The organism is Anaerotignum faecicola (assembly GCA_024460105.1).
In the GTDB taxonomy this organism is placed as follows: domain Bacteria; phylum Bacillota; class Clostridia; order Lachnospirales; family Anaerotignaceae; genus JANFXS01.
In genome coordinates, this window is record JANFXS010000005.1 from 21017 (window position 1) to 34137 (window position 13121).

9 protein-coding genes are annotated in these 13121 nt (G+C 43.5%); 7 read left to right on the forward strand and 2 right to left on the reverse strand.

Annotation, left to right across the window (positions count from 1 at the left end; all coding sequences use genetic code 11):
* Positions 1–289: 289 nt before the first annotated feature.
* Entirely contained in the window at positions 290–853 is a 564-nt protein-coding gene (locus NE664_09075) for a manganese catalase family protein (protein MCQ4726795.1), read from the reverse strand.
* Positions 854–1055: 202 nt separating this feature from the next.
* On the opposite strand from NE664_09075, the gene NE664_09080 reads away from it, so the two are divergent.
* Positions 1056–1607, forward strand: a complete 552-nt coding sequence (locus NE664_09080; GenBank protein MCQ4726796.1) for a DUF5105 domain-containing protein — start codon at positions 1056–1058, stop codon at positions 1605–1607.
* Between the two features lie 384 nt (positions 1608–1991).
* Here the strand turns inward: NE664_09080 and NE664_09085 are convergent, their stop codons facing one another.
* On the reverse strand, positions 1992–3380 hold the full coding sequence (locus NE664_09085) for a recombinase family protein (GenBank protein MCQ4726797.1): 1389 nt from the start codon (positions 3378–3380) through the stop codon (positions 1992–1994).
* A 154-nt stretch (positions 3381–3534) separates the two neighbouring features.
* Between NE664_09085 and NE664_09090 the strand changes: the two genes are divergently transcribed.
* The 6 genes from NE664_09090 to ppdK all read left to right on the forward strand — a co-directional run bounded on the left by NE664_09090 (position 3535) and on the right by ppdK (position 12882).
* Complete coding sequence (locus NE664_09090) at positions 3535–3711, forward strand: hypothetical protein (GenBank protein ID MCQ4726798.1); 177 nt, start codon at positions 3535–3537, stop codon at positions 3709–3711.
* Positions 3712–3802: 91 nt separating this feature from the next.
* Complete coding sequence (locus NE664_09095) at positions 3803–6184, forward strand: endonuclease MutS2 (GenBank protein ID MCQ4726799.1); 2382 nt, start codon at positions 3803–3805, stop codon at positions 6182–6184.
* Positions 6185–6195: 11 nt separating this feature from the next.
* Positions 6196–6894: a response regulator transcription factor gene (locus tag NE664_09100; protein MCQ4726800.1), complete on the forward strand. Its 699-nt coding sequence runs from the start codon at positions 6196–6198 to the stop codon at positions 6892–6894.
* Entirely contained in the window at positions 6891–8312 is a 1422-nt protein-coding gene (locus tag NE664_09105) for a HAMP domain-containing histidine kinase (protein MCQ4726801.1), read from the forward strand. Before NE664_09100 ends, NE664_09105 begins: the two co-directional genes overlap by 4 nt.
* 23 nt (positions 8313–8335) lie before the next feature.
* On the forward strand, positions 8336–9370 hold the full coding sequence (locus NE664_09110) for an aminotransferase class I/II-fold pyridoxal phosphate-dependent enzyme (GenBank protein ID MCQ4726802.1): 1035 nt from the start codon (positions 8336–8338) through the stop codon (positions 9368–9370).
* Between the two features lie 893 nt (positions 9371–10263).
* Positions 10264–12882, forward strand: coding sequence for a pyruvate, phosphate dikinase (gene ppdK / locus NE664_09115; GenBank protein ID MCQ4726803.1), 2619 nt, complete (start codon positions 10264–10266; stop codon positions 12880–12882).
* The last annotated feature ends 239 nt before the right edge of the window (positions 12883–13121 follow it).

Here is a 13121-nt window from a genome sequence, read left to right on the forward strand (position 1 = left end):
AGAATTCCAAAATTATATATTCGCCGTAGGTTTAATTATTCGGACGCTGTATTATAGCTTTCGATGATTTTTCGGCGGAGAGATGTTATTCGGCATTAGATGTAATTTAAGCGTGGAATAAATTCTTCGGTTTCTGATTGAAAAAGGCCCGGGATAGTTGTTTTCCCGGGCGGAAGTTAATATATAAAGCAGGGCGTTGGAATTACAATTTCCCTTTAACAAATATCCGCAGCTGAAATTGGCTTTCCGGCCCTGCGCCGTAGTTTTGCGAAAGCATGCCGCGCCGATCTTATTTCATAAAATCGGGTTTAGGCATAACGAAGAAATTGTTTTCGTTCAGATAATCGCGGACAATGTCAAGGGCTTCGCCGAAACGCTGGAAGTGTACGGTTTCCCTTTCGCGGAGGAATTTTAACGGCGCTATTACGTCGGGATCGTTTGTAAGGTCCAGAAGATAGTTGTAAGTTTTCAACGCCTTCTGTTCGGCGGCCATATTTTCATAAAGGTCGCATATTGGATCGCCGGACGACTGGAGATATGCGGCCGTGAAAGGAACGCCGCTTGCCGCCGACGGATAAACTCCAAGACCGTGCGCCACATAATACGGATCAAGGCCGGCTTCGATTATCTGTTTATCGGTAAGGCCTTGCGTTAACTGCTGGACAATAGCCCCCATCATTTCAAGATGCGCTATTTCTTCTGTGCCGATGTCGTTGCAGGTTGCTTTTGCCTGCGGCGTTACCATTGTAAAGCGTTGGCTTAGGTATCGGAGGAGCGCGCCGAGTTCTCCATCTCCGCCGCCATATGGCGGTTTGATATGGGGATTATGGAGCCATAGGCTCTTTGATTTAATATTGGCATATAAGAAACGATTATGGAAAACAAATGTATTTTTCCGCTTTATATAGTTTCGGTTTACAAGGGGGCGCACGGTTTTAACTGGCAGCGTAGGAGCGGGATAAAAAGTCAATAAAAAATAAAAATTAAGTGGAAAAAACCACAAATATATGTTATATTGTATTAAAATACACAAATTTAAAGGGAGGTTTTTTATTATGAGGAAAATTATGGTTTTTTTATCGGCCGTTTTAATGGCGGTAAGCATGGCGGCATGCAGCGGCGGCGGGGATAATGCGGAAACGGCGGTTTCGGGTTATTTGGACGCGCTGAAAGCTTATGACCTTGAAAAAAGCAACTCATATCTTGTTGAGGGCGACGAGGCGTATAATATGCTTGCTGAAAGCGGCGAGGAAATTAAAGAAGAAGAAAAAATTGTGATGAAGTATTTATCATATGCGATCAAAGGGTATGAGGAAAACGGCGATACGGCGGTTGTAACTGTGGATATAACAAACGTAAATATGCAGGATGTTTTAAAGGCGTATATGGCAGAAGGTTTGGCGGCGGCTTTTGAAAATCCTGAAATGACAGAAGAAGAAATGATGCAGATGCTTGTGGATGCTTTTGAAGCAAACAAAGACAACACGGTAACTACAACTGTTGACATTAACTTGACAAAAGCGGACGGAAGCTGGAAAGTTCAAACGGACGACGCGTTGTTTTCAGCTTTAATGGGCGGAATGTCCGCGGATTTATTCAATCAATAACAGCAGAGGGCGGCTTTTTAAAAACAGCGGCGATCCTAAGATGTGTAAACGGCTTTAGGCGATTATCGATTTGCAAGGGCTAAATATCAACATAACTTTAAATACTGGCAAAACAACGATTGCTGAATCCGGGAAAATAATATTTAAATTAAAAAATAAAAATCGTTTTACAAAATTTTGATTTACAATTTCAGCACGGCAAAAGTGCGGCCGAAGATACATATTGCGTACCGTTTATATTTTGAAACGGATAGAAATCGCCCAAACTTATATTTGAACCGCTGCGGATTGTGCAGGACGCATAATTCGCAGCGGTTCAAATTGTTTTGGCGTTTATTGCGGGCTTTTTGCAATATGCTTAAAAACTGTAGGCTTCCTTAAAGGTTAGAGATTGTTTTGATTTTGCCCGAAATCCTTTAAATAGACGTTGAGGGCGTCGTTTTTTTTGTCATATACTATTTTTTCCGCCGCAAACATAATATTGCCGGTTTCTTCAAAGGGGAAATAATTTTTTATATCGGATGTTCGGTTTACGGCATTTTCATTTTCCAAAAGTTTTTTAACAGAGGCTATTTCGCGCATTATAGTTTCTTTGGAAGCCTTATATTCTTCGGCGCTGTCTATGCCGTCCAAATATGCGCTTTTGGCTTTTTCGAGTTTCTTATAAAGCTTTGCAAGGGCGGTTTTGGCGACGGCGGGCGGGTGCGGGCCTGTTTTTTTAACTTTTATATTATAGCTTTCAACGCCGTATTCCGAATGCAGTTTGTTAATGGCCGACTGAATACTTTTTTCGATTTTATTTGAGGATACCGAATGTGAAAGAGGGCATAAACCCCTGTTATAATTTCCGCATTGCAGCTGACAGCCGCCGTTTTTATAGCTTTCGCCGCATATTAGGGAAGAACCGCATATACTGCATTTAATTTTTCCGCTGAACCAATAATTTTTTGTATTGCCGCGCGGACATGGCCGCCGGACGGGCAGGGCGTTTTGGACTTTGCCGAAGGTTTCCGGGCTTATTATTGGGGGAAAGTCGCCCTTTGAGATTATTGTTTGAGGGTTTTTGCCGCGGCCGGCTTTTCCGTTTGGCGTCCATCTGGAAAATCCGCAGTATACGGGGTTTTGCAGTATGTATTTAACCGCTCTGCTGTCGAAAGGATTGCGGCGTTTTGTTTTAAAACCGAGGGCGTTGAGTTTTTTTGAAACGGCGTTTAAAGTCATGCCGTTCATAAAAAGGCCGAATACCAGCCGCACTGCTTCCGCTTCGTTTTCGTCGATTATAAGGCTTTTATCTTTGTTTTTATAGCCGAAAGGGGCGTGGGCCTGATATTCTCCGTTTTCCGCTTTTTTTATCATAGTTTTTTTGACTTCTTCGGCAAGGTTAAGGCTGTAGTATTCGGCCATTGCTTCAAGCATTGATTCGTATATAACTCCGAACTTCCCGTCGTCCGGAATAGGTTCTTTAATGCTTATAACGCGCACGCCGCAGTCTTTCTTTAAAAGCGCCTTATAAAGTACGCTGTCCTCACGGCTTCTTGCAAAACGGTCGTACTTATGGCACAGTATAACGTCAAAAGGCCGCGGCTTTTTTTTGGCGGCGCGTATCATTTCCATAAATGCGGGCCTGTGTTCGGCGCTTCTTCCGGAAATGCCTTCGTCGCTGAATATATATTTTTCTTCGACTGTAAAGCCATGGGCCTGTGCATATTCCATAAGTTCGGCCAGCTGGGCTTTCGGGGAGTATTCCGTTTGTTCGTCTGTGCTTACCCTTATGTATAAAGCTGCCTTTGCGATTTAGATCACCCCGTTTTGTGCTTTATTAGATGTTTATGACATAACGGCCCGTAATAGACGGCTTTAAATAAAGGAAATATTATGTTATAGTACAAATTCTGTCCGTCATAAACCTGTTTTGGAGGCGGTTTATATGGAGTGTATAATTTTTGCGGTAAAAAACGGGGCGTATGTTCCCGTTGGCGAATTGGAAAAAAAAGAAAGGGAGGCTGTTGTGAAAGCTATGGACAAAGCCGCGATAACGGGCATTGAAAAAGGGTACGGCAACGAAGTGGTGGAAATAATTGCCATTTTAAAAAATATTCTGTGAATAAAACGGCTATATCCTTGTATACTTGCAATATTTGTGGCAAAATAAAATATTATAAAGTTGTTTTACACTATAAAGAATGAGGAATATTATGAATGAAAAAGCGTTTCGTACTTTGGAGTACAATAAAATAATTGATAAACTCAGGGAATTTGCAATATCTCCCATGGGCAAGGAACTTTGCGGCGAACTTAAACCTTCCGTCGACATATCGGAAATCGAACGGTGGCAGGACGAAACAACCGAGGCTTCCGCGATGATTGTAAGGAAGGGGAATATACCTTTGGGCGGCATAAGGGAAATACGCCCTCAGCTTAAAAGGGTTTTGGCCGGAGGCAGCCTTAATATAGAGGAACTTATGAATATAAACGAGTTCCTTTACGTATGCCGTAAAGTAAAAAATTATTCTGTAAATGAGAATAAGGCGGAAAGCTATAAAAGCATAGACGGCATGTTTGCCGCCGTGGAACTTTTGCCGCTGCTTGAAAAAGAAATTTCAAGGTGCATTGTTTCGGAAGTTGAAATATCCGACAACGCCTCCTTAAAGCTTGGGCAGATAAGGCGCGAAATAGGAGTTTCAAACAACAGGATACGCGAGAACCTTAACGGCATTATAAATTCCCCCGTATACAGGAACATGCTCCAAGACTATGTAATTACAATAAGGAACGAACGTTACTGCGTTCCCGTTAAAAGCGAGTACAGAAGCAGTTTTAACGGCATGGTCCACGACCAGTCCAATACAGGCTCGACGCTTTTTATAGAACCTATGGGAGTTGTTCAGTTAAATAACAGAATTAAGGAACTTCAGGCAGAAGAAAAGGCGGAAATAGAAAAAATACTTGAAAAGCTCAGCGATATTGTAAGGGAAAACGCCGATATAATTTCTGCAAACCTTAACGTTATAACGCAGCTTGATTTTATATTTGCCAAAGGCGGCCTTTCCCTTTCAATGCGCGGCAGCCGTGCCGTTTTTAACGACAGGGGATATATTAATATTAAAAAAGGCCGCCACCCGCTTTTGGACGACAAAACGGTTGTGCCAACGAATATTTATTTGGGCGGGGATTTTACAACGCTTTTAATAACTGGACCGAATACGGGCGGAAAAACGGTTGCCCTTAAAACCCTTGGGCTTTTTACCCTTATGGGGCAGGCAGGGCTTCACATACCCGCCTTTGACAATTCACAGCTTGGCGTTTTTGACGACGTTTTTGCCGACATCGGCGACGAACAGAGCATAGAACAAAGCCTAAGCACATTTTCGGCGCATATGAAAAACATTGTTAAAATACTTGATAATGTTACGGATAACTCACTTGTGCTTTTCGACGAGCTGGGAGCGGGAACAGATCCGACGGAAGGCGCGGCCCTTGCCATTGCCATAGTACAAAAACTTAGGGAAAGGAAAATACGCACGGCCGTAACTACCCACTACAGCGAACTTAAAGTATACGCCCTTTCTACGGAAGGCGTTGAAAATGCAAGCTGCGAGTTTGATGTCGAAACGCTCAGCCCGACGTATAAACTTTTAATAGGCATACCGGGAAAGAGCAACGCCTTTGCAATTTCTAAACGTCTGGGGCTTAAAGACGACGTTATTGACGCCGCAAAGGAATTTATAAGCCATGACGAAGCCAAATTTGAGGATGTTATAACGGATCTTGAAATAAGCAAAAAAAGCGTCGTATATGAACAGGAGCGTGCGGAGCAGTACAGGCTTGAGGCCGAAAACCTTAAAAAAGAAGTAGAAAGCCAGAAGGAAAAAATAAACAGGCAGAAGGAAAAAATACTTGCCGCCGCAAGGGACGAGGCAAAAACGGTTTATATGCGCGCAAAAGAAGAGGCCGACGCTATTATAAAGGAAATGAACAAAAACGCCCGTGAAAAGGCAAAGCAGAGCGTTATGAACGAAAGCCGACAAAAGCTGAAAGACGGCATTGAAAATATAGATTCGCAGATAAACAGGAGCCTTGCAAAAAAAAGGAAGGCGCATAAAGCCCCTGAAAGCCTTAAGCCGGGCGACAGGGTATATGTTGTAAGCTTTGACCAGCACGGCACTGCCTTGACGGCGCCCGACAGCGGCAAAGAAGTTATGGTGCAGATGGGAAGCCTTAAAATAAAGGTTCCTCTCAGAGAGCTTTCCATTGACAATTATGTTGAAAAACAGCCGCAAAGAAGCAATTTAAGGAATACAGCGCCGAAAATACGTCAGGGAAAAAGCTACAGCGTCCGTCCTGAAATAGACTGCCGCGGCCAAATGGTTGAAGAGGCTTTGGGAAATATTGACAAATATCTTGACGACGCATACCTGTCGGGGCTTAAACAGGTTACTATTATACACGGAAAGGGCACTGGGGCGCTTCGCAATGCCGTTCAGATTTATTTGAAAACAAATTCACATGTAAAATCATACCGCCCGGGAGTGTACGGGGAAGGCGAGATGGGAGTTACAGTTGTCGAACTTAAATAGGGGGAAATAGCATGCCGGATAAAATTAAAATACTTGTAGTTGACGATGACGAACACATTGCGGAACTTATATCGCTCTATCTTATAAGGGAGGGATATGAAACGAGAGAGGTATATACCGGAACGGAAGCCGTTAAGGTTTTTTCGGAATTTTCTCCGAACCTTATACTGCTTGATATAATGCTTCCGGGCATAGACGGTTACGAAGTGTGCCGTGAAATCAGGAAGGTAAGCAACGCGCCGATTATAATGCTTACGGCCAAAGGCGACACATTTGATAAAGTGCTTGGCCTTGAGCTGGGGGCGGACGACTACATTGTAAAGCCCTTTGAGCCGAAAGAGCTTATTGCAAGGGTAAAAGCCGTTTTAAGGCGTTATGAAAACAAAGACGGCAAAGAGGAAAGCGGAAGCGTGCTTTCTTTCCCCAACCTTGAGATTAACATGGACAACTATACCGTAACATACCGTGGCAGGGAACTGAATTTCCCTCCGAAAGAATTTGAACTTCTTTGTTTTTTAGCCCAGAAGCCAAACCAGGTTTTTACAAGGGATCAGCTTTTGGATAAGATATGGGGATACGAATATATAGGCGACACAAGGACGGTTGACGTGCATATAAAAAGAATCAGGGAAAAATTCAATGAAAATGAAACGTGGAGCGTTAAAACGGTTTGGGGCGTAGGCTACAAATTTGAGGTGAAACATCAGTGAAGCTTAAAAGTTTATTTGCAAAGCAGTCGCTTTTATATATGGGAATTCTTTTTATTTCGTTCAGCGTTTTCGGAACCGGGTTTTCCATTGTGTATACGACGCAGTACATGAATGAACAGGAGCAGCAGCTTATACTCCAGGGGGAAAGATTTAAAGAAAGCATGACGAGCCTTTATTTTACAGGCGATGTGGATACTTCAAGGATAAATTTTGAACTCCAGATAATGGAGCAGTATATGGGCGCCAGCGTTTTTTTTATGAATAACAAAGGACAGGTTTCAATTGTATCGTCAAGCCTTAACCCGGGATGGATTGGAAGAACCATTACGGACGAGGCTGTAAACGTTGTGCTTAGCGGAAAAGTTGCGACCGTCACGAGCAAAGTGGGAGGTATGTTCAACGAATCGGTTTTGACCGTGGGCTATCCCATAACAATAGGGGATACGATTCTCGGCGGCATATTTATGTGCAAGCCCGTTACAACCCTTAAAGCCGCAACGAAAGAGATGGAAAGCGTTATATTCGGCTGTATGGTGCCTGTGCTTCTCATAGGGGCCGTGCTGATTTATTTCTCCTGCAAAACAATGACAAGGCCGCTTAAAGAAATGAACGACGCGGCAAAAATAATAGCCGACGGCAATTTTCAAAACAGGCTTGAAATAACGACGCAAGACGAAGTCGGACAGCTTGCGGAAAGCTTTAACAATATGGCTGAAAGCCTTGAGAAAAGCGAGAACAACAGGCAGAAATTTATTGCCAATATTTGCCATGACCTGCGTTCTCCGCTTACGAGCATACAAGGATTTATAGGAGCTATTGCCGACGGCACTATCCCGCCCGAAAAACAGGGGTATTACCTTAAAATTGTTTTGGAAGAAACGGCAAGGCTAAGCAAGCTTGCAAACGACATGACGGATTTAAGCAAGGCCGAAGCGGGCGTTATAAAGCCGGAAATATGCGAATTCGATATAAACGATATGGTTAGGGACTGCCTTGATATATTTGAAAGGCGTGTAGTTTCAAAAAAAATAAATACAAGAGCCGTTTTTGCAGAAGAGGTTACGGAAGTTGAGGCAGATCCGAACATGATCCAGAGGGTAATTCACAATCTTTTGGACAACTCGATTAAATTCACTCCGGAAGGCGGCGAGATCACTGTTGAAATAACCGTAAAAGGCGGCAAAGCTTATATAAGCGTCAGGGACAGCGGGACGGGCATAAATGCGGAAGAACAGAAAAGGGTTTTTGAAAGGTTTTTCAAAGCCGATACTTCGCGCGGGATGGATAAATCCGGCGTCGGGCTGGGGCTTTCCATCGTAAAGGAATTTATAAAGGCGCATGGCGAAACCATATGCGTAAAAAGCAGCGAAGGAAAAGGCACAGAGTTTATATTTACGCTTAAAGTGTCCGGAAACTGAATTTTGAAGGGAGAGGGAATGTTATGATTAGATTTGAATGTGATTATGCCGAAGGCGCGCATCCGAGGGTCTTAGAACTTATTACAGAAACAAATTTTGAACAGCATCCGGGATACGGAACGGATATATATTGTGAAAAGGCGCGCGGGATAATTAGGGAGATGTGCGGCGCGCCGGAAGCGGGAGTGCATTTCCTTGTGGGCGGCACACAAGCTAATACCACGGTTATTGCGGCGGCGTTAAGGCCTTACCAGTCTGTTATCAGCGCCGTTTCGGGACACATTAACGGACATGAAACAGGAGCCGTTGAAGCGGCAGGGCACAAGGTTATACCGGTTGAAAGCGCCGACGGGAAAATAAATGCAGAACAGATTGAAGAAGTATACGACGATTATATGAGCGATTCCAACAGGGAACATGTTACGATGCCGGCTATGGTTTATATATCAAACCCGATGGAAAACGGAACCGTATATACAAAGAAAGAACTTGAAAAAATAAGCGCGGCATGCAGGAAAAAGGGACTTTTCCTGTTTATGGACGGGGCTCGCCTTGCATACGGCCTTACGGCGGAAGGCAACGATATGAGCCTTAAAGATATTGCGAAACTGTGCGACGTTTTTTATATCGGAGGCACAAAATGCGGCGCGCTTTTCGGGGAAGCGGTAGTTATTACCGATAAGGGTATGGACAGGGATTTCAGGTATTCCATTAAGCAAAGGGGCGGCATGCTTGCAAAAGGCCGTCTGCTTGGGCTTCAGTTTATTGCGCTTTTGGAAGGCGGGCTGTATTTCGGCTTGGCGGCGAATGCAAACAGGCTTGCAATGAAAATTAAAAATGCGGTAAAAAGCAAAGGATGGGAATTTTTGTATGATTCGGACACAAACCAGCAGTTTCCGATTATACCTGATGAAAAGCTTGAGAAGCTCGGGAAGAAGTATACATATACTTTTATAAAAAAGATTGACAAAGATCATACGGCCGTAAGGTTCTGCACAAGCTGGGCTACAAAGGAAGAGGACGTTGCCGCGCTTGTTAAGGACATTGAAACAGTATGAAACCGCGGCCTTAGGCAGTTAAATTCATTTAAAAGAACATATGAAGAAGATCTTAAATCGGCCGTATAGGGCGTTATACCTATACGGCCGATTTGATTTGTATTCGGGTTATTTTATGAAATTTATTGTGGCTTTAAATTTTGCGGATGTTAACGAAATCACGGCGCTATTGTTTAGGATCGGCATAAACGGATGCCGATGCAGTACCGACGTTTTGTACAGTTTTAACGCCTGAAAGAAATTATGGCTTCCGGCGGGGGAAGTAGGAAGAAGTTTGAACGGATTTTTCGCGCCGGGAGTTATTGAGGGAGCAATGCTTTCAGAAAACAAATTTGTGATCCATATATGCGGATTGAGTTAAAGCGCCGTGCAAAACGTTTTAAGAAGCGATTTTCATGAGATGCGGAAATACGAAAAAATTTGAAATGCAAAGCGGTTATACTATTGTGAACTTAGATGATTTCCGCCTGATATTTAAATCAGAAATTTGTTTTTGCAAAATAAAACAGTAATTCATTTTGAAAAGGACGCATATGTTTTTAAGCAGGATGAGTGTGGCTTGTTGGTAAAAAAACAACTATATTCGGAATGTTATATTGTAAAATAGAAGTAAAAAAACTACCACAAAAAAATATGGGTAAAAATAAAGCAACTTATGTCATATGTGCATATAAAATAATAAAATATGTATTATTAGTTGGTATTAACGCGATATTTTGATATATTGATATACAATATATACAAAAAAATAATTAAATTTTTAAAATATGGTAATTGTATGCCGAATTATAAAGTGGTATAATCAACAAAAGCAGATTTGGTTTTTTTTTACATATAATTCTTTTGAAATTTTACTGGCCACACCTGCGATAAATGATTTGGAGGGATACAATATGGGCAAAAAATATGTTTATATGTTTACAGAGGGTAACGCCGACATGAGGAACCTCCTTGGCGGAAAAGGGGCTAACTTGGCCGAAATGACAAATATGGGCCTTCCTATTCCTCAGGGTTTTACGGTTACAACCGAAACTTGCACGGAATTTAACGAAAATAATAAGGTTTTTAACGATGAAATGAAGGCCCAGATTAATAAGGCCGTTGAAAAACTTGAAGAAATCGCCGGCAAAAAACTCGGCGCGGATGAAAACCCGCTTCTTGTTTCAGTGCGTTCGGGCGCAAGGGCTTCAATGCCTGGCATGATGGATACTGTTTTAAATCTCGGCTTAAACGATGTGTCTGTGGAGGGCCTTGCAAAGGCTACAAACAACCCTCGTTTTGCATATGACAGCTACAGGCGGTTTATAATGATGTTTGCCGACGTTGTTATCGGCGTTTCCAAATCAAAATTTGAAAGGTATCTTGACAAATTCAAAGAAGAAAAGGGATATAAATTTGACACCGATTTGTCAGCCGAAGATTTAAAGGCTGTCGCCGACAAATTTAAGGAAATATATTTTGAGGATCAGGGCGTGCCGTTCCCACAGGAACCGACGGAGCAGCTTTACAGCGCTATTAAAGCCGTTTTCCATTCGTGGGATAACCCAAGGGCGTTTGTTTACAGAAGGATGAATGATATTCCGTACAGCTGGGGAACGGCTGTTAACGTACAGATGATGGTTTTCGGCAATATGGGCGACACTTCGGGAACGGGTGTGGCGTTCACAAGGAATGCCGCAACGGGCGAAAAGGCTATGTTCGGCGAGTATCTCATAAACGCTCAGGGCGAGGACGTTGTTGCCGGGGTGCGTACGCCTAAGCCTATTGCGACGCTTGAAAAGGATATGCCCGCTGTTTATAAACAATTCTGTGAAATAGCGCGTAAGCTTGAAGAACATTACAAAGATATGCAGGACATGGAATTTACCATTGAAAACGGGAAACTCTATTTCCTGCAGACAAGAAACGGAAAAAGAACGGCTAACGCGGCTCTCAAAATTGCAGTCGATATGGTAAACGAAGGCCTTATTACGGAAGAAGAAGCTATAATGAAAGTTGACCCTAAGCAGCTTGATCAGCTCCTCCACCCGGCTTTCGATCAAAACAAGCTAAAAAGCGCAAAGCCTCTTGGAAAAGGTTTGCCGGCTTCTCCGGGAGCAGGGGCAGGAAAGGTTTATTTTACAGCCGACGAAGCTAAAAACGCAGCCGAAAAAGGCGAGAGGGTTGTGCTTGTACGCCTTGAAACGTCGCCGGAAGATATAGAAGGAATGGCGGCGGCGCAGGGCATACTTACAGTGCGCGGCGGCATGACAAGCCATGCGGCCGTTGTTGCGCGCGGCATGGGGCGTTGCTGCGTATCGGGATGCGAAGAGATTAAAATGGATGAAGCGGCAAAAACGTTCACTCTCGGCGGCATGACGTTTAAGGAAGGCGATTATATCTCCCTTGACGGCGCAACGGGGTTCATTTACGGTGAAGATATTCCTACGACAGAGCCGGAAATTTCGGGAGATTTTGCAAAATTTATGGGTTGGGCCGATAAAGCAAGACGCCTTAAAGTAAGGACTAATGCCGATACGCCTAAGGACGCCGCAAAAGCCGTTGAGTTTGGGGCTGAAGGAATCGGCCTTACAAGGACTGAGCATATGTTCTTTGAAGAAAACCGTATTCTCAAATTCCGTGAGGTTATACTTTCCGATAATATTGAGGAAAGGGCGGCGGCGCTTGAAGTTATACGCCCCTTCCAGGAAGAGGATTTTGTAGGGATTTATGAGGCCATGGGCGAAAGGCCGGTAACAATAAGGCTCCTTGATCCGCCTTTGCATGAGTTCCTTCCGACTAACGACGAAGATTTTGAGATAATTGCAAAAGAAATGGGCAAAACTGTCGAGGAACTTAAAATTAAAGCGAGGGGACTGCATGAACTTAACCCGATGATGGGACACAGGGGATGCCGCCTTGCGGTAAGCTATCCGGAAATTGCCGAAATGCAGGCGAAAGCTATTATCAGTGCGGCTGTTAAGGTTAAAAAGGAAAAAGGCTTCAACATAGTGCCTGAAATTATGATACCGCTTGTAGGAGACGTTAAGGAGTTAAGTTTTGTTAAGAAGGTTATTGATGAAACGGCTGAAAAGATAATCGAAGAAAGCGGCATAGAGCTTAAATATCTTGTCGGCACTATGATTGAAATACCGAGGGCCTGCATAACGGCTGACGAAATAGCAAAAGAAGCTGAATTTTTCTCTTTCGGCACTAACGACTTAACTCAGATGACATATGGTCTTTCACGTGACGATGCAGGAAAGATACTTTCGGATTACATAGATAAGAAAATATATGAAGGCGATCCTACCGCCAAGCTTGACAGAAACGGCGTTGGAGAGCTTATGAAAATAGCCGTTGGCAAAGGAAGGGCCGCAAGGGCGGATCTCCACCTCGGAATATGCGGCGAACACGGCGGAGATCCTTCTTCGGTTGAGTTCTGCCACATGATAGGACTTGATTATGTTTCATGCTCGCCTTTCCGCGTTCCTATTGCAAGGCTTGCGGCGGCACAGGCAGCTTTAAGGTAGTTAAAATATACGGCATAAATTTGCCGAAAATGGGCGGAAACGCTTAGCTCGCGACATGTTGAAAAAAGACCGGACACCTTGCGGTGTCTGGTTTTTTTTGCTATGAAAACTATCCTTAAACCGAATAAATAAAGGATTTTTATGACATTTGAAGCACATTGTTAAGAAGCTGTCGGCGTGCTTTACGATGTGAAGGCGAATGTGCGGGAGCCTTTCTTGGAACAATTTCCGGAGCCTTA

What these genes read in the sequence shown, in the direction of transcription:
- NE664_09110 (MCQ4726802.1), top strand. Translation starts at nt 8,336, where the DNA reads ATGATTAGATTTGAATGTGATTATGCCGAAGGCGCGCATCCGAGGGTC.
- NE664_09095 (MCQ4726799.1), top strand. Translation starts at nt 3,803, where the DNA reads ATGAATGAAAAAGCGTTTCGTACTTTGGAGTACAATAAAATAATTGAT.
- ppdK (MCQ4726803.1), top strand. Translation starts at nt 10,264, where the DNA reads ATGGGCAAAAAATATGTTTATATGTTTACAGAGGGTAACGCCGACATG.
- NE664_09080 (MCQ4726796.1), top strand. Translation starts at nt 1,056, where the DNA reads ATGAGGAAAATTATGGTTTTTTTATCGGCCGTTTTAATGGCGGTAAGC.
- NE664_09100 (MCQ4726800.1), top strand. Translation starts at nt 6,196, where the DNA reads ATGCCGGATAAAATTAAAATACTTGTAGTTGACGATGACGAACACATT.
- NE664_09090 (MCQ4726798.1), top strand. Translation starts at nt 3,535, where the DNA reads ATGGAGTGTATAATTTTTGCGGTAAAAAACGGGGCGTATGTTCCCGTT.